Annotated in this window: 18 protein-coding genes; 7 read left to right on the forward strand and 11 right to left on the reverse strand. The window is 70.9% G+C overall.

Annotation, left to right across the window (positions count from 1 at the left end; translation table 11 throughout):
• Positions 1–254 precede the first annotated feature (254 nt).
• Complete coding sequence (locus ACZ4SF_RS27535; RefSeq protein WP_468389152.1) at positions 255–713, forward strand: DUF3592 domain-containing protein; 459 nt, start codon at positions 255–257, stop codon at positions 711–713.
• A gap of 287 nt (positions 714–1,000) precedes the next feature.
• Here the strand turns inward: ACZ4SF_RS27535 and ACZ4SF_RS27540 are convergent, their stop codons facing one another.
• The 5 genes from ACZ4SF_RS27540 to ACZ4SF_RS27560 form a co-directional block, all read right to left on the reverse strand.
• Positions 1,001–1,606 carry a GrpB family protein gene (locus tag ACZ4SF_RS27540; protein WP_468389154.1) on the reverse strand — a complete coding sequence of 202 codons (606 nt, stop codon included), beginning with the start codon at positions 1,604–1,606 and terminating at the stop codon, positions 1,001–1,003.
• A 19-nt stretch (positions 1,607–1,625) separates the two neighbouring features.
• On the reverse strand, positions 1,626–2,192 hold the full coding sequence (locus ACZ4SF_RS27545) for a phosphatase PAP2 family protein (RefSeq protein ID WP_468389484.1): 567 nt from the start codon (positions 2,190–2,192) through the stop codon (positions 1,626–1,628).
• A gap of 61 nt (positions 2,193–2,253) precedes the next feature.
• Complete coding sequence (locus tag ACZ4SF_RS27550; protein ID WP_468389156.1) at positions 2,254–3,525, reverse strand: diacylglycerol/lipid kinase family protein; 1,272 nt, start codon at positions 3,523–3,525, stop codon at positions 2,254–2,256.
• Positions 3,526–3,805: 280 nt separating this feature from the next.
• Complete coding sequence (locus ACZ4SF_RS27555) at positions 3,806–4,228, reverse strand: SRPBCC family protein (RefSeq protein ID WP_468389158.1); 423 nt, start codon at positions 4,226–4,228, stop codon at positions 3,806–3,808.
• 12 nt (positions 4,229–4,240) lie between these two features.
• Complete coding sequence (locus ACZ4SF_RS27560; protein WP_468389160.1) at positions 4,241–4,693, reverse strand: MarR family winged helix-turn-helix transcriptional regulator; 453 nt, start codon at positions 4,691–4,693, stop codon at positions 4,241–4,243.
• A gap of 213 nt (positions 4,694–4,906) precedes the next feature.
• Here ACZ4SF_RS27560 and ACZ4SF_RS27565 point away from each other — a divergent pair, with 213 nt between their 5' ends.
• The 3 genes from ACZ4SF_RS27565 to ACZ4SF_RS27575 all read left to right on the forward strand — a co-directional run bounded on the left by ACZ4SF_RS27565 (position 4,907) and on the right by ACZ4SF_RS27575 (position 7,061).
• Positions 4,907–5,596 (forward strand): GAF and ANTAR domain-containing protein, encoded by a 690-nt coding sequence (locus ACZ4SF_RS27565; protein ID WP_468389162.1) that lies wholly within the window; start codon positions 4,907–4,909, stop codon positions 5,594–5,596.
• Between the two features lie 74 nt (positions 5,597–5,670).
• The gene (locus ACZ4SF_RS27570) at positions 5,671–6,582 is read left to right on the forward strand and encodes a phenylalanine 4-monooxygenase (RefSeq protein ID WP_468389164.1); all 912 of its coding nucleotides are present in this window, start codon (positions 5,671–5,673) and stop codon (positions 6,580–6,582) included.
• A 92-nt stretch (positions 6,583–6,674) separates the two neighbouring features.
• Positions 6,675–7,061, forward strand: coding sequence for a response regulator transcription factor (locus tag ACZ4SF_RS27575; RefSeq protein WP_468389166.1), 387 nt, complete (start codon positions 6,675–6,677; stop codon positions 7,059–7,061).
• 75 nt (positions 7,062–7,136) lie between these two features.
• On the opposite strand, the gene ACZ4SF_RS27580 is transcribed toward ACZ4SF_RS27575, so the two are convergent.
• Positions 7,137–7,790 (reverse strand): response regulator, encoded by a 654-nt coding sequence (locus ACZ4SF_RS27580; protein ID WP_468389168.1) that lies wholly within the window; start codon positions 7,788–7,790, stop codon positions 7,137–7,139.
• A 168-nt stretch (positions 7,791–7,958) separates the two neighbouring features.
• Here ACZ4SF_RS27580 and ACZ4SF_RS27585 point away from each other — a divergent pair, with 168 nt between their 5' ends.
• Entirely contained in the window at positions 7,959–9,488 is a 1,530-nt protein-coding gene (locus ACZ4SF_RS27585; RefSeq protein WP_468389170.1) for an ATP-binding protein, read from the forward strand.
• Between the two features lie 40 nt (positions 9,489–9,528).
• Here ACZ4SF_RS27585 and ACZ4SF_RS27590 read toward each other — a convergent pair whose 3' ends face one another.
• Positions 9,529–9,924 (reverse strand): hypothetical protein, encoded by a 396-nt coding sequence (locus tag ACZ4SF_RS27590; protein ID WP_468389172.1) that lies wholly within the window; start codon positions 9,922–9,924, stop codon positions 9,529–9,531.
• 417 nt (positions 9,925–10,341) lie between these two features.
• Between ACZ4SF_RS27590 and ACZ4SF_RS27595 the strand changes: the two genes are divergently transcribed.
• On the forward strand, positions 10,342–10,941 hold the full coding sequence (locus ACZ4SF_RS27595; RefSeq protein WP_468389174.1) for a 2'-5' RNA ligase family protein: 600 nt from the start codon (positions 10,342–10,344) through the stop codon (positions 10,939–10,941).
• A 155-nt stretch (positions 10,942–11,096) separates the two neighbouring features.
• On the forward strand, positions 11,097–11,828 hold the full coding sequence (locus ACZ4SF_RS27600) for a YqeB family protein (RefSeq protein ID WP_468389176.1): 732 nt from the start codon (positions 11,097–11,099) through the stop codon (positions 11,826–11,828).
• Positions 11,829–11,969: 141 nt separating this feature from the next.
• Here the strand turns inward: ACZ4SF_RS27600 and ACZ4SF_RS27605 are convergent, their stop codons facing one another.
• The 4 genes from ACZ4SF_RS27605 to ACZ4SF_RS27620 form a co-directional block, all read right to left on the reverse strand.
• Entirely contained in the window at positions 11,970–13,049 is a 1,080-nt protein-coding gene (locus tag ACZ4SF_RS27605) for a DUF6924 domain-containing protein (RefSeq protein ID WP_468389178.1), read from the reverse strand.
• A gap of 352 nt (positions 13,050–13,401) precedes the next feature.
• Positions 13,402–13,974 carry a dihydrofolate reductase family protein gene (locus ACZ4SF_RS27610; RefSeq protein ID WP_468389180.1) on the reverse strand — a complete coding sequence of 191 codons (573 nt, stop codon included), beginning with the start codon at positions 13,972–13,974 and terminating at the stop codon, positions 13,402–13,404.
• Positions 13,975–14,166: 192 nt separating this feature from the next.
• Positions 14,167–14,727, reverse strand: coding sequence for a DoxX family protein (locus ACZ4SF_RS27615; protein WP_468389487.1), 561 nt, complete (start codon positions 14,725–14,727; stop codon positions 14,167–14,169).
• 406 nt (positions 14,728–15,133) lie between these two features.
• A complete protein-coding gene (locus tag ACZ4SF_RS27620; protein ID WP_468389182.1) occupies positions 15,134–16,747 on the reverse strand; it encodes a serine/threonine-protein kinase in 1,614 nt (537 codons plus the stop codon).
• Positions 16,748–16,873: the final 126 nt, after the last annotated feature.

The following is a 16,873-nucleotide window of genomic DNA, read 5'->3' on the forward strand; positions in this document are numbered from 1 at the left end:
GGGACGACCGTCGAGCCGGCCGCCTCGCGACATCAAGGTAGCCCTGTGCAGAGGCAGTTGACTGATCCACGCGGTGTCGTTGTCGGGCTGGGTTGCGGCGTGGACAAGGCGTAGGCCCGGGCGAGCCCTGCGTCCCGGAAGGCGTGCCGATGCCGGTCGCCCGGGGCGGGGCACGGCGACCGGGGTGGCTGGGATAACGTCCCTACTCGCTTCGGACGAGTGAGAGGAACGTCGTGCAGGTTGTGCAGGGTCGGGTGCGTGGGTGGAATGCCCGCCGGTGGATCACGTTCGGGACGATCGCGTTCGGGGCGCTGTTTCTGGTCATCGGACTGATCCTGGCGGGGGTGTCCGTCTCGTTCCTGACCGATGCGGAGCGCGCCCGCGGCACGGTGGTCTCCCTGGAGTGGCGGCAGGACCACGACAGCACATCCCGTGGCAAGCGGGCGAACGATCAGCCCGTCGCCTACCCGGTGGTCGAGTTCACGCCGGAGAACGGCACACCGACGACCTTCCGGGACTCCACGGGTTCCAATCCCCCGGCGTACGAGGAAGGCGAGCGGGTCGAGGTGCTCTACCGGGCCGACTCACCCGAGGACGCGCGCATCAACGGGTTCGCCTCGCTGTGGCTGCTGCCGCTGATCTTCGGTGGTCTCGGGCTGCTGATCTCGGGCATCGGCACGGTCGTCGCCCTGGTGACGCGGAGACGTGGGTAGGCCGGCCGTGCGAGGGCGGGACACTGGACGGCCGCTGGGCCGCGTGGATCACGAACGGCGCCTGCTCCAGCTTGGGCCGATGATGTCCGAGGGGGACTTCCGGGCCGGTGTCCGAGGGGACTTCCGATCCGGTGACGTGCTGTCGGCCCTTCTGCACGAACTCGCGGCGACGGTCCCGCGACTGGGCAGCGACCGGTTTCCCATCACGGGACCGACCGTCCGGCACTGGATGTCCCTCACCGAGGCTTCGCCCACACCCTGGTACGGCAACCGTACAGGCCGTACGCTCACAACTCCTCGGCCAGACCCTCTTGCTGGGCAGGTGCGGAGCGCAACGGGTCCCGTGTCTGCTGCGTTCCGGTGAGGATCTCCCTGACGACTCCGGATTTCGCGTCGGCATAGTTCTGCACGTGCTTCCAGTCCCTCCTCGCGAGTTCGCGTTTCGTCCGCGCGTACAACTCGCGGTCGGATGCGTTCCGGCGCAGCCGGTCGCGGAAGAGGAGCATGCGCTCGTGCTCAGGACATCCCCGGGGGAAGACGTGGAGGTTCACCGGAGGGACCGCCCCGCGCAGCATCCGGTGCTCGTACCAGTCCGGTTCACGGATCCGCAGGGTGTAGCCGGCGGCTTCCAGCTGTGGGACGTAGGCCGATTCCTGCGCCGGGTCGGCGACGAGGAGGTTGATGTCGATGACGGGCTTCGCCGGCAGCCCCGGGACCGAGGTGGAGCCGACGTGATCGATGTGCAGGGCCGCCCCGCCGAGCGCTGCGCGTATCTGTGCGGCTGCACGCTCGAACCACGCCGACCAGGCGGGGTCGTACTCGGCGATGACGATCTTCTGGTGAGTCGGCGGCATGCCGCCGACCGTGACAGCCCGGAGCTGCTCGTCGTCCATGCACGCAGCGTACGACCGCTTACGACGGCCGCGTCGTGAAGCGGTGCAGCGGGACGTGTACGAGCGCCAGGAATGTCGCCGCGGCGGCGAATCCGAGGACCGCGCCGGCCGCGACATCGCCGGGGTAGTGCACGCCCGTGTGGACCCGGGAGTAGCCGACGGCGGCTGCCAGTGCGCCGAGGGGCACCGCGGCAGGCGGCAGTACGACACCCACGGCGGTGGCGAACGCGGTCGCCGATGCGGTGTGGCCGGAAGGGAAGGACGCGGACTTCGGCATGGGCACGTGCCGGTCCACCACCACCCGGGCCTCTTCACGGTCGGGCCGGCGCCGGCGGACCATCCGCTTGCCCAGCAGGTTCGCCGCCGCCGATGCCAGTGCGACCGAGCAGACGCCGGCCAGAGCCGCGCGGCGGGGACGGCCCGGCACGAGGGCAAGGCCGCCGGCCACGGTGAGCGAGATCTTCGAGTGGTCGGCCGCGTGCGACAGCCGCCGTAGCGCGCGGTCCAGCGTCGGCGTGGGGGTGGCGGCGACGGCGGCGTACAGGGCCCCGTCGATCGCGCGGAGGTCGCGAAACACCGAAGCCATGGCGGTCGGAGCAGCGGCTGCGGTTCGCCGGGCCGCTGTGGCGGGCCGGGCGGTGTTCCGGTCAGGCACGGTTCTCTCCTTCGGGTGTTCGCTCGGTGCCGCCGAACGCGAGGTGGAGGAGCCGCCGCCAGTTCACGGGCGGCGCTGGGACCGGGACGCCCGGGCGGTCGCGCGGCACCAGGACCCGCAGTGCGCCCGGACGCAGCGAGCACACCACCGGCACGGGCATCTGCAGGGCCTCGCCGTCCACCGCCACGGGGATGTCGTCCGTGTCGGAGGTCACCTCGGCCCGGTGCGCGGTCATGACGGTCAGCCCCATGGACTGCGAGCCCCGCACGGCCAGGTCCGCGGCCTGTGCCGCGCTCTCAACCCGGACCGCCAGCACGCCCAGTACGCCGCCGTCGAGCCGTGGCCTGCGGCCGCCACCGGTGATCTCGTCCGGGGAGCTGTACGGGTTGTTGCTGATCAGCAGGGCCTGCTGGGAGGAGAGAGCGGTGTCGTCGATGCGGGCGTCGAGTCGCCGCACCCCCTCGCCGACCAGCAGGTCCGGCATGAGGTTCAGCGCTGTGCCCGCCTTGTCGTCGCGGTACTCGGGGCGTTGCACGACGTCCGCGTACACCCCGAACGAGACGGTGTTGACGAAGGGACGGCCCGCCACGTCGCCGAGGTCGACCCTGAGTTCCTCGCCGTCGGTCAGCGCGTCGAGGCAGCGGCGCGGGTCGGACCGGTCGAGGCCGAGGTCCATGGCGAAGTGGTTGCGGGTGCCGGCGCAGACCACGAGGAGCGGCAGGTCGTGCTCGGCGGCGACGGCCGCGACCAGCGCCTGGGTGCCGTCGCCGCCCGCCACGCCCAGCAGGTCCGCGCCCTCGGCAACGGCCCGGCGGGCCAGCGCGGCGACGTCGTTCGGGACGGTGGGATCGAGCAGCATCACTCGGGCGCCCAGTTCCTGGGCCCGTTCGGCGAGGCCGAATCGGCCGACCTTTCCGCCTCCGGACTTCGGGTTCATGATGAGCACCGGTCGCTGCGGCCGGGGTGCGGCCGTCGCCTGCATGGGCCGCTGCGGGTGCGACCTGCGCAGCGCTGCCCGGGCACAGGCCAGCGTCGCCGCCCAGCACAGGCTCAGGACCAGGGCGGTCTGCCACAGGCCGCCCTGCGCGAAGAGCACCAGGACACCGACGGGCGCCCCGATGGCGACCAGCGCCCCGAACAGCCTTACCGCGCCGCGGTGCGCCAGGAACCACCAGAGGCCGGCGGCGCAGACGACCAGTGCGAGGAACCCTGCGACGGCAATGAGCAGCCCGCCCCCGCCGAGCGCGCGGAACAGTACGACCACGGCGCCGATCGCTGTGAGTACGGCGAGGCGCGCGAGCAGCCGCGCCGCCGCGCCCTCGCGGGAGTGCCTCGTCCCCGATCCGGCTATCTCGTCCTCCCCGGTGATGTCCGTTCTGTCGGTCTGCTCCGTTCTACCAGCGCGGCGCGGTCGCCGCAGGTGAGACGCCCCGCGCCGGATGCGGGTGGAGCCGGTCAGAGGCCGGTCGCGCCGTTTCCCGCGCCGGACCGGTCGTACCGTTTCCCCCGCCGGACCGGTCGTACCGTTTCCCCCGCCGGACACCTCAGGCCGTGTGCCCCGCCGGACCGGTCTCCAGGATCTTCTTGAGCGTGGCGAGTTCGACGTCCACCAGGTCGGTCTGCTGCTTGAAGGTGGATTCGGTGAGCGACGGGGGCCGGTGGAAGGTGATCATGAATTCGGCGCCGTCACCGTTGGGGACCACACGAGCCGGCACGCGCCAGGAGGCCGTGTCGTCGACGTAGTCGTGGTCGAGGATGCCGAACTCCGCCTGGGCATGGATGCGCAGCCTTGCCGGACCCTGCGGTGTGGACATGCGCCACCAGACGGGATCGTCGGTCGGTTCGATGGACTGGACGTTGACCACGGCCCAGCGGGGCCAGTTGGCGGGGTCGGCGAGGAAGGCGTAGACCTGCCCGCACGGACGGTCGATTCCGATGGTCTTGGTGACGGAAGTCCTGACGGTCATGGTGTGCTTCTTTCACGGATTGTCGGAGGGCACCGCCGGGTGGGCTTCCCCCACCAGGCGGCGGATCCATTCCTCCAGCTGACGGCGTTGAGCGGGGTCCAGGGACCCGAAGTAGTGGGCGTCGTTGCGATCGGCCAGCTCGGCCAGCACCGGCACCAGGTCCCTGCCTCGGTCGGTCAGGACGAGCCGGACCGTGCGCCGTGAGGCGGGGTCGGGTTCGCGCCGGACGAGGCCTTTGGCCGCAAGGCGGTCGACCAGGCGGGAGACGGCTCCCGGATCGATGTCCATGTGGGCGGCCACGGCCTTGGTGGTGTCGTGGCCGTGGAACACGCCGACCATCACCCCCCATTGCGAGACGGTGACGTCGTGCCTGCTCAGTTCGGCCTCGAACCGGCCGTGGACCTCGTCGGACAGGCGACGCAGCCAGTAGCCGAGATGGTCGTGGAGTCCGCTCGTCGTATGCACGGATCCACCATAGTTGCCGCGACAACTCTTGTCTAGGCAATGTTTTTCCAGAGTGACGTGGCAGCGGTGCTGAGGCAGGTGTCCCTGCCGCGTGAACTCGTCCTTGCCGGCTGGTGTCCCCCCGGCCGCTTTCGACTGTGGCGCGGGGTCACCCTGCATGGGGCGTGCGAGTGTGGGCACGAGGGCAGCGCGGCGGATGAGAGGTGGCACCTCATGGACTGGCGTGAGTTCGCGCAGCAGATGGCTGCCATGGCGAGAGTGCTGTCGGCGCAGTCGTCGGTCGAGGAGACGCTCAGGAGCATCACTTCTTCGGCGACCGAGCTGGTGGACGGTTGTGACGCGGCCGGCATCCTGGTCCTGCACGGACGGCAGGTGGAGACGCTGGCCCCGACCAGCCAACTGATCGTCGACAGTGATCAGCTGCAGGAACGGCTCGGGGAAGGGCCCTGCTTCGATGCCGCCCTCACGCGAACAGGCGAACGCGTGTACAGGGTCACCGACTTCAGGCAGGAACAGCCCCGCTGGCCCGCCTACGCCCCGCAGGCCCGGAAGCTGGGCGTGGGCAGCATGATGGGGATCCTGCTGTTCACCGAGGACGACGATCTCGGTGCGCTGAACTTCTACTCGCGGGAAGCCGGTGCCTTCAACGACACCAGCGAGACCGCCGGCTGGCTCCTCGCCTCCCACGCCGCGGTCGCGTTCTCCAGCGCCCGCACCCACGCCCAGATGCAGCAGGCGGTCGCCACCCGCCACACGATCGGCGAGGCCATGGGCATCCTCATGGCCAGCCACCACCTGACCGAGGACCAGGCCTTCACCGTGCTGCGGCGCTATTCGCAGGAGAAGAACATCAAACTCCGGGAGGTCGCACGCCGGGTCTGCGAGGAGGGCGGCCTCGCCTGACCGTGCCGGTGCCGATTGGGCCCAGCGGGTGACGGGGGTGTGATCCGGTCGGCCGGAAAAGGAATGATCGTCTCGTGAGCGGTATTCAGAGGCGAACGCCCGTTGCGGCCGACGGCCGGCTGGGTTCGGCCACCGATCATCCGGGGCTCAGTGATCCTGACTACCTGCTGCGGCGCCGGGCGATCGCGGCGCGTGCCCGCGGTCACCGGGTCGGCGATCCGTCACCCCCGGTGGTCTACAGCGAGAGCGAGGAGCGGACCTGGCGGACCGTCCACCGGGCCCTGTGGCAGACGCAGAGCGAGCATGCGTGCCGTGCCGCCCTCGACGCCAGGGAGCAGGCGCCGGTTCCCGCCGGCCACATCCCGCAGCATGCCGAGGTCGGCTCGCACCTGCGGCGGCTGACGGGCTTCGACTTCACCCTCGCCGGGGGCGTGGTCGAGAACAAGCGGTTCCTGGGCGCGATGGCCGACGGCTACTTCCACGCCGTCCAGTTCGTCCGCCATCCGGCCGTACCTCTGTTCACCCCCGAGCCGGACGTCATCCACGACGTCTTCGGTCACGGGATCCACCTGTCCTCGCCGGCCTTCGCCGACATCTACCGTCTGATCGGGCGGGCGGCGCAGCGGGTGGAGCGCGAGGACGTACTCCAGATGATCAGCGACGTGTACTGGTTCACCCTGGAGTACGGCGTCCTCGACGAATCCGGCACACCGAAGGCGTACGGTGCGGCCCTGCTCTCCTCCTACGGCGAACTCCGTCAGCTGCGAACGGCCCGCGTCCGCCCCATGGACCTCGACGTCATGCTGGCCACCCCGTACGACATCCGCGGCTACCAACCCGTCCTCTTCAGTGCCCGCTCCCTGGACGAGGTCACCGAGACCCTGGCCGGATTCCTGGAGAAGCTCGACGACAGCGAGCCGCGCCCGCGACCGGCCCGGGGAGGCACCGGTACAGCCGCCGGCGCAGGAGCCGATCGCGACCGCTAGGGGCTCACCTGCGAGCGTGCCCGCCGCCGGCGTACGTCCAGATGGCGGGCAGCTTCAATGCTCGTCCGCACACCGTGTGGGAGGCTCACCATGTGGTGCGCTGCCTCATCGTCGACAACTGTCCCCACTTCCTGGCCGCCGCCCGCTGTCTGCTGGAGGGCGAGGGCATCAGCGTGGTGTGGGTCGCTTCGACGGGTGCCGAGGCGGCCGAGCGCATCGAGGAGCTACGGCCGGACGTCGTGCTGGTCGACGTCGAACTCGGGGCGGAGAACGGCATCGAAGTCGCCGATCGTCTGCACCGGGACGCCACGGCCGGACCTCCGCGGACCATTCTCATCTCCGCCTGCGCCGAGCAGGACTACGCGCCGCTGGTGGCGGCTTCCTCGGCGGCCGGGTTCCTGTGCAAGAGCCGCTTGTCCGCGGCGGCGATCCGTGACCTGCTCGCCGAGGAGCACGACAGCCCCTCCGGCGGAGGATGACGGCCGGGTGACCGTCGCCGGCAGGGCATTTCGGTCGCGCTCTCCGGCCCAGGGGCTCCCGTGGCGCTGCCGCGGTCAAGGAGCCTGAAGGAAAGTGAGAACGGCTCGCACCCGGCGGTGGTCGTCGTCCGTCTCGGCCAGGCCCAGTTTGCCGAGAATGCTGTGCACATGTTTCTCGACCGTGCCCTCGGTCACCCACAGACGGCGGGCGATACCGACGTTGGAGCGGCCCTCCGCCATCAGGGCCAGTACCTCACGTTCGCGGTCGCTCAGCACGTCGAGGGGATCCTCACGCCGTTGCGCCGAGACCAGTTCCTGGATCAGGGCGGGATCCACGACGGATCCGCCCTTGGCGATGGTCCTGATCGCTTCCAGGAACTCCTCCACGTCACCGACCCGGCTCTTGAGCAGATACCCGACCCCCCGACCGCCCGCCAGCAGCTCCATGGCGTGCTCGACCTCGACGTGCGCGGACAGCACCAGGATGCCGACGCCCGGCAGTTCCTCGCGGATGACCCGGGCCGCCTCGAGGCCCTCGGTCGTGTCGGTCGGCAGCATGCGGATGTCGACCACCACCAGGTCGGGCAGCGTTCGCCTCGCGATCCCCAACAATGCGCCGCCGTCGCCGACCTGCCCCACGACGGAAACCCCGGACCGTTCGAGGAAGCTGGCCAGGCCTTGGCGGAGCAGCACGTCGTCGTCCGCCAGAACCACTCGCAACCACGTCATACCGCCCCTTCCACCATCCTGTGCGGCATGGGCGGCGGCCCCCGGGCCCACGGCGGGGAGGCCTCCCTACGAGCAGGCTCTCACGGGCCTCGGCAACGGTCGACCGCGCCGCCGGCCTGCCGGGGCAGGAGCGGACGGGCCTGCGCGTCCGGTGTCACACTGGGTGGCGTGAAGGTGCTGAGCCGGCACTGGCTGAACGGGCTGCTCACGGGGATCGCGATGGTCGCCGCGGTAACAGCCCTCCTGGACGCCCTCGACCCGTACGTCCTGCACCTGCACCTTCTGGCGCTCTACATGATCCCCGTCATGATCGCGGCCGTGGCGTGGGGGGCCGCACTGGCTGTCGTCACCTCGGCACTCGGCGTCGTGGCGTACGTGTACCTGTTCGCCAGACCGCACGGGTTCCCGATCGCACAGTCGCAGACCGCCGCGGCCCTGGGCGCGTTCCTCCTCACGGCGGCGGTAGTCGGGCACCTGACGGCCCGGTTGCGGCACTCGGCACTGGTGTCGGCGTGTCTGTCGCAGGAGCAGTCCGCGCTGCGCGAGGTCGCCACGCTCATCGCGCGGTCGGCCCGGCCGAGGATCGTGTTCGAAGCCGTCACCCGCGAGGCGGGCCTCCTCACCGGCGCGGACACGGTCCGCGTGGAGCGTCACGAAGCACACGGGGGTCTGAGTCGCGTTGCCGCCTGGCGAGCCGAGGGCATCGAGGGTGACGGGGGCGACCGCGGCGACCGGGGCGACCGGGGCGACGGGGGCTCGAACGCCCGTGGGACTCCCCCGACAGACGGCAGTTCGTCGGCTCAGGCGGCCGGCAACGGTTCGTCGACGCCGGCGGCCGACAGCAGCTCATCGACTTCGGCGGCCGGCAGCTCGTCGGCTCCTGCGGCCGGCAGCGGCTCGTCTGTCGAGTGCCCGATCGTCGTCGCCGGGCAGCCCTGGGGACTGATCGTCGCGACGAAGGGCAGTGACACTCCCTTTCCGGCGAACGCCGAGTCCCAGATCGCCGCGTTCACGGATCTCGTCTGCATCGCCATCGAGAACGCCAAGGCCCATGCGGAACTGACCGCCTCGCGAGCGCGCATCGTCACCGCCGCGGACTACGCGCGGCGCCGCATCGAACGCGACCTGCACGACGGCATCCAGCAACGGCTCGTCTCACTGCTTCTCCTGCTCCGTAACGCGCAGATGGCGGTCCCGCCGGATCTGGGCCGGCTCCACACGGAACTCGACGTGGTCGCCGGCGGACTCACGGACGCCTGCGACGAACTCCGCGAGGTCGCGCGCGGCATCCATCCCGCGATCCTGGCCCAAGGCGGCCTCGTCCCCGCGCTCAAGGCACTCGCCCGTCGCTCGGCCATCCCCGTCGACGTCGAGATGCACGTCCAGGTGGGACTGCCCGAGCGGGTCGAGGTCAGCGCGTACTACGTGATCTCCGAGGCGCTGACGAACGCGGTCAAGCACGCGCAGGCATCGACCGTCACCATCACGGTGGACGCCGACTCGGAACTGTTGCGCGTCCGCGTTCAGGACGACGGCGTCGGCGGCGCCAGCTTCGCCGCCGGCACCGGTCTGGTGGGCCTCAGGGACCGCGTGGAAGCGCTGGACGGCAAGCTGTCCCTCGACAGCCCGCCCACCGCGGGGACCACCCTGTCCGCGGAGCTGCCGTTCGCCCGGACCGACCGTGCCGGTCACGGCTAGGAGGGGGCCGGCTCACAGGCCGGCCCCCTCGGCTACGGGATTACCAATCCCCTCCGTAGTCGTCGTCGTGGTCCCCGCCGCCGTGGTCGTGGCCGCGGTCCCAGCTGCCGTTGTAGCCACCGTCGTCGTAGCCGCCGTGATCGCCGTGGCCACCACCGTGACCGCCGTGGCCACCACCGTGACCGCCGTGGCCACCACCGTGACCGCCGCCGTGACCGCCACCGTGACCGCCGCCGTGACCGCCACCGTGGCCGCCGCCGTGGCCGCCGCCGTGGCCGCCGCCGTGGTCGGTGTAGGTGACCGAGTGACTGATCTGCTGGTCATGGTGGAGGGCATCCATCGACGAGGCCGGCGCGGCGACGGCCGACGCCGCGGCACCACCGAGGGCCAGAGCGCCGCCGGCAACGGCGGCGAGGGTCCAATTGACAAGACGCATGATGAATCTCCTGAGGGGTTCGAACAGAGAGCGCATGAACGACGCGAAGGGGAGAATGGGCCGCCGGACCTGAGACCGGTACGTGCCGCGGACGGCCAGGACACCGGTGAATCATGCTCGGATCCAGAGCCACGAGCGTTCGCTTTGCCCCTTTTTATCGGCTTTCCCTTGGTTCCACGTTGCTCTCGCGGCCCAGGCGAAACAACCAGGCGAACCGGAAGCGCCTCTACCAGCCAGCTGCAATCCCTACCGTGGTCCCATGACCGTGGAGTAACCGAGCTGACCGACGCCCTCACCTGCGGTGACCGTCCACGGTGCCGCACACACGGTGACAGGCCCCCGTCCTGCTACTGTCCCGCCCCGCCTCGGCGGAGAGTCTGCGGACGGCTTCGGGGCCGGTTTGGGACCATGGGTCCTGTGGACAGGGATCCGGCGTACGGCGGGGCCGAGCCGGTGGGCACGCTCGAGGTCGCGCCGACACCCCGGACGGCGGTGGCGTGGCTGCCGCCGCCGCGGCTCTGGCCGGCCATCCAGGACATCCGCTGGGAACACGACCCCCAGGTACGACGCTGGCCGCCCCACGTGAACCTGCTGTTCGGCTTCGTACCGGAGGAGGAGTTCGCACGGGCTCTGCCCCTGCTGGCCACCGCAGCGGCACAGAGCACGGCCTTCACCGCGCGGCTGGCCGGAGTGCACTGTTTCCACCACCGGCACTACGCCACCGTATGGCTCGACCCCGCCGCGGCCGACCCGGCACCGTGGGCCCGGCTCCACCGGGAACTCGGGCTGAGGTTCCCGCTCTGCCACAAGCCCGGCAGACGCTTCACCCCGCACCTCTCCCTCGGCCGCACCCAGCAGCCAAAACCCCTGGCGGCCGAGTGCGCCGTCCGGCTCGACGCCGTGTCGGTGACGGTCGACGAGGTCGTGCTGCTCTCCCGGCGCGGGCAGGGGCCCATGCAGCCGCGCGCCGTGATCGGCCTGGGTACGGGCGGAATCAGCCGGCCACAGCCGAGCTGACACCGGCGCCCATGACCGACTTTTGGTGAGCAGCAATCGACTTTCGGCAGCTGTCCGGCCCGCTCTTGTCTCCCTAGCATCGATCACTGCGAAGCAGATGCGGGCCGGCTCATGACCGAAGCCGGCCGTCACCGGGGGACGGAGAGCGCTACACCATGACCAAGAAGCAGCCGGACAAGAAGAGCGACGGGCAGGCACCCGGGCCGACGGACACGGCGACCGTGCTCGGTCATCCGCGTTCGGACACGACAGTGATTCTGGTGGGCATGCCCCTGCTCGGCACAGCTCTCGGCCTTGTCCTGCCCCTGGTGGCTCGCTGGGCACTCGCGTCGCCCAGATTGCCCCTTCGTGCCGTGGTCGAGATCATCGCCTGGGCGGACGAGCCGTGGAAGGTCGCCGCGTACATGGGTGCAGGCCTCGTGCTGGGCATCGTGTTCGCCTTCGTCGCCCTGTCGGAGTCGCTGAAGGTCACCGTCACCGACGCCCGGCTGGAGATCGAGCGCGCGGACGGGAAGGAGACCATCGCCCGCGAGGATGTGGCGGCGGTCTTCCTGGACGGCACGTCCCTGGTCGTTCTGGACCATGCGTCCCGGCAGCTGGCACGGGGCACTCACCAGGCCCCCGCGGAGCGGCTCGCCGCCGCGTTCCGGGCGCACGGCTACCCGTGGTCGGACAGCGACCCCTACGCCGGCCTGTTCCTGCCCTGGGTCGCGGGCGCGTCCGAGCTGCCGACCGAGGTCGATGCGCTGCTCAAGGCCCGACGGGAGGCGCTGAGGCGGAACTCGGCCGACGATGTCCGGCAACTGACGCGCAGTGTGGAGAACTTGGGATACACCGTCCGGGACCAGGGAACCGGGCAGTTCTGGAGGCCACTCGTCCGGTCCTAGCCGGACCGGTGCCGCCCGGTGAGCCGATTCGCCCCGGGGAGCGTCGCCGTGCTGTCACGGTCACGGTGCACGGATGCCCTGGAGGTCTGCCCGGCGCAGGCCCTCCGGTTCCTCAGCATGCCGTGCCTGCCGTGCATGCCCTCAGGGCTCCACGCCCTCCACGGCGATGAATTCGTGGAAGTCCATGTTGGCGATCTCCAGGTTGCACGCCATCGATCCGACCTCGCGGCAGGGCAGGACGGCGGTCTGCCCCGGGATGTCGTACAGGTCCACGGCGGTCAGCGGCCGTCCGGGCTCGGTGAAGGTCCTGAGGTCGGCGAGCACGACCAGCGTGGTCTCCTCCTCGGGCGGGACCAGTGCCGGGACCTGGCCCGGCAGGAGGCCCTCGAAGGCCCGGTCGTCCACGACCAGCGCCGACAGCGGGTAGTGCTCCACGTCGATCTCGTCCGGGTCCAGGTCCGCACCGACCCAGCCGTCCTCGTCGGTCCCGCCCAGCTCGTCGAGCAGGGCCCGCCAGGCCCCCTCGTCGTCAAAGGAGGTCCTGACCAGCAGGGACGCGGCCGTGGACGGCAGCGCCGGGAAGGACCGGCGCGGCGGATCCGTCGGCGCGGGGAGGGCCGGCCGGCCGCCGTCGCCCTGGTACATGCCGTACCTGTCCATGTCGCACACCAGGTCGTCGAAGGCGAGCGCGCCTCCCAGCACGGCGGCCAGGATCTCGCCGAGCCGGGCCGACGGGACGCGGACGCCGCGCCCGGGTATCGCCACGAGATCCACCAGCAACGGCCCGTCACCGCCGTACACCACGGGAATGTCCGCAATGACGACGACCGGCGGGACGACATCCGACGGCACGACATCCGACGGCACGACATCTGACGGCACGACATCTGACGGCATGACATCTGACGGCGTGACATCGGAGGGCGTGACATCGGAGGGCATGACATCGGAGGTCACGGCATCCGACGGTACGACGACCGGCGGGACGGGGCCGCGGCCGCTGACGAGCGCCGGTACGTTGCCGCCGCGCAGATTGTCCCATTCTCGGCCTTCGACCAGGTGGACCCGCACTCCGCTGCTGTCGAGGACGAGCACGTCGCCGTCCCGGCGGCCCCCGATCTCGTCGAGCAGCCCGCCCCACAGAGCCCTGCCGTCCTCGTAGCACGTACAGACCAACTGCACGCCGCCGGCCACGGACCGGGGAAGCGCGGGAAAGGACATGATTCTCCTCCGGAGGGCAGGACGGGGACCAGACGAGCGCCTACGCCCCGGACCCTGATCGAGCAGCTCCCGGCCCTCGCCGAGTACGCCCGCCCTGCGACCCTGCTCCACCCGTCCGCCGGCACCCCGGGCCCGTACGACAGCTCCGTCGGCGGGCCGCTTCTGTGGCCGTCCGGCGAGCCATGGCCGGAGTGCCGGGCGCCGCATCTGGTGTACAGGTGTGCCCGGATCAACCGCCCAGGACTCAGGCGGACTTGAGCGTGCCGGCGACGGCGCGAGCCGCGCGGACAGCGGCATCTCGCCAACCGCTCGGCCGGTCGGCCGGCCGGTCGGTCACAGGGGCCTGCCCTCGTCAGCGGACGACCTCGAAGACGTTCTTCTGCAGGCCGTTGGCGTACACCTCGTGCTCGACCAGCTTGAGCTTCTGGGTGTCCTTGTCGGTGGCGCTGAACAGACGCTTGCCGGCACCGAGGAGGAGCGGGAAGACGAGGAGGTGGTAGCGGTCGATCAGGCCGGCGTCCGAGAGGCTCTGGTTCAGGGAGGCGCTGCCGTGGACGATGATCGGGCCGCCCTCGGTCTCCTTCAGGGCGGCGACCTCGTCGAGCGAGCGCAGGATGGTGGTCTCGCCCCAGTTCGGCACCAGGTCGTCCTCGGTGAGGGTGGTGGAGACGACGTACTTCGGCATCACCTTGTAGTCGGCGAAGTCCTCCATGTCGGGCCACACGGGGCTGAACGCCTGGTAGCTGGCCCGGCCCAGCAGCATCGCGGTGGCTTCCTTCTGTTCCCGGCCCTTGATCTCGAACGCCTCGGGGAGGAACTCGATGTTCTTGAAGGTCCATCCGGAGTTCCGGTAACCGGGCTCGCCGCCCGGAGCCTCCACGACGCCGTCGAGCGAGATGAAGGCCGTGCTGATCAGGGTACGCATCTAAGGGTTCCTCGGTGTCTCTCGTGTTCGGTGGTGAGCAGTATCGGGCTGCGCACACAGCGACCGAACGCGCCGCTGCGGCACATCATCCGGCATGTCTGACTGCCGATCGCACAGAAAACAATCGGTGGCCGCCCCCCTTTTCGCGAGCGCTTCGGTCGACCCGGCAACTTCGCTCGGTACCCGTGCCCGCTAGAGACCGAGTGTGATCGCAGCGCCGATACCGCCGAGGCCGAGTGCCACGGCGGCCTCGGGCCAGCCGCCGTTGCCCCAGCGGAAGAAGCGGTCGGCGGCCAGCCGGCCCGGACCGATGGCAGCGATGCCCAGGGCGACGACAGCGATGGCCACGTTGTATTCGACGCCTCCGTCGGTGTCCCACAGGCCGTGGGCACCGGTGACCGTGGCCATCGCGTTGATCATAACGCCGATCAGGGCGGCAGCCGCGAGCGGCGTCAGCAGGCCGAGAGCCAGGCCGAGGCCGCCGAGCAGCTCGGACAGACCGCCGATCACCGCGAAGACCTTTCCCGGGTGGTAGCCGAGAGCGTCGAAGCCCTTGCCGGTCGCCGTCAGGCCTTGGCCTCCGAAGAGCCCGAAGACTTTCTGAGCCCCGTGCGCGGCCATGAGCAGGCCGAAGGTCAGCCGGATGAGCAACAGGCCCCAGTCGGCGGCGGTCGCCGACGCCCCCGAGGCGGAGGGATGTGGTGCCGGTTCCGCGGAATCGGCAGGACGGTTCAGGATGCGCTTGATCACCATGGCAGTGCTCCGGTCGGAACGCCAGAACGGGCGTCTCCCCCAGCTCGGGCGGATGCCGAGCAACCGGTCACGGGCGGGCCCCGCACAGCGTTCGCGGAGCCGCCCCCGGACGATCCTTCCGCTGCGGGCCGTGTCGTGCATCCGGGCGGTGGCCCGTGAGCCACGACGGAGGCTCTTGATCCTCGTCAGCCGGCGCCACGCCCGAAGGTCCCGGGCACTGAGCGCGGCCGGCCCGCCTATGACCGTGAGGGCCTCCAGGGCGCCCGAGCGGATCCCCGGCCCGTCGGCCGGCTCCTGGCGTACGCGCCGCAGGGCGGGCACGGCCTCGGCACCGATCGACTCGAACACCGAGGAAGGTGGGCTGCGGCCCGGACTTCCACCCTGGGGAGATCCGGGTACGGAGTCCTCATCCGGTGCCCCGGCCGCGGTGCAGGCGGGAAGGCGCACCTGCCGACTGGGCTCCTTCCTCGCCGAGCGAAATGGTGTCGTCGTCCGACAGTTCTACGACGTACACATGGCCTTTTTCGCAGTTCAGCAGGGAGGCGGCGCGGTCGGTGGGGTGGCTCGTGACCGCTTCGAGGGTGACGTGGCCGCCGCGCACGCCACGCAGTTGCAGGGCTTCGGTACAGCCCACCTCGCGCCGCGTACCGGCCTCCGTGACGTTGCTGACCTGCTTGCCGGCGAGTTCTCCGACGGCGGCGGTGTGCAGGGTCAGGGTGACCTTGAACGACGTGGTGCGGGGCGCGAGTCGTCCATCGGCCCGAGGGTTGCCCGGTCCGGTGCCCGTCCAGACGCCCGTCCACTTCTCCGGAAGGGTCGGCACGTTCGCGGAGGCGGAGGCCGACGGGTGTCCGCCGCCCTTGGTGTCCGTACCCGTGCGGTCGTCGCGTCCGTTGAACGGCTGCAACAACGCGACCAGGGACACGGCAACTGCTGCCGCAGCCGCGGCGGCGATCCACCGGGTGCGCGAGGCGCGTGTCGTCGGCTGACCGGTGCCGTTCGTCCGGGGCAGTACGCCCGCGGGGTCGGCCGCCCTCGGGCCGAGAGACGGCGGGGGGCCGAAGGCGCCGACGGGGTGGGGGCCGGCCGGTAGTGGGGGAACCGTTTCGGCGACGGGGTGCGGGCTGGTGGTCCGGGTGGGCGGTGGCGGAACCGTCGGCACGGTGCGTGCCGCGACCAGACGCGAGACTTCTGCCTCGCGGGCGGCGAGTTCGTCGCCGAGGCCGGGCGGCAGGGACTGTTTCCAGGCCGAGCCGGATGGACGGGGCAGCAGCTCGGTCAGTTCCCTGCCGGTGGGTCGCTGCTCGGGCTGCTTGGCCAGGCAGCGCATCACGGCGGGCAGCAACTCCGGTGGCAGTGCCTCGACGTCGGCCTGCTCGTGGACGATGCGGTACAGCAGCGAGGCGGCCGACACTTCTTCCCCCGGGTGCTGGAACGGACTGCGTCCGGTCGCTGCGAAGACGAGGACGCAGCCGAGCGAGAAGACGTCGCCGGCCTCGGTCACGATGCCCCGGGAGACCTGCTCCGGGGCGAGGTAGCCCGGGGAGCCGATGACGCCGCCGCTGTGCGTGTGCCGTGAGTCGTCGGCTGCCCGGGCGATGCCGAAATCGATCAGCATGGGCCGCTCGCGGGCCAGGAGGATGTTGGACGGCTTGACGTCCCGGTGCGCCAGCGAGCAGTCGTGCACGGCCGCGAGAGCGGCAGCCAGTTCACCGGCCAGCGCACGCACGGTGAGCGGCGGAAGCGGGCCGTGCGCCAGGACCCAGTCGGCCAGCGACGGCGCGGGGACGTACTCGGTCGCGAGCCACTGGGGGCGGTGACCGGGCGGACTGTAGTCGATGACGGAGACGGTGAACGGCGAGCGGACAAGGTCGCTGTTGCGTACTTCCCGGGCGAACCGTGCCTCGAAGTCGGGTGCCTCGGCCAGATCCGGGCGGACGGATTTCAGCGCGAGGGGCCGGCCGGACGTCGTACGGGACAGATAGACCTGGCCCATACCTCCGGCACCGAGGCGTGCCAAGATCGGGTATCCCCCGACAGCAGCGGGATCCGTTGCCTCCACCGGCTTCATGTGTCCCTCCCCCAGGCTTCCCGTCCTCACCCGCACGGCGACGGCACTGCGCGGATCTTGCGGGCGGCCAGCAGG

This window comes from Streptomyces sp. NPDC027663 (genome assembly GCF_055566415.1).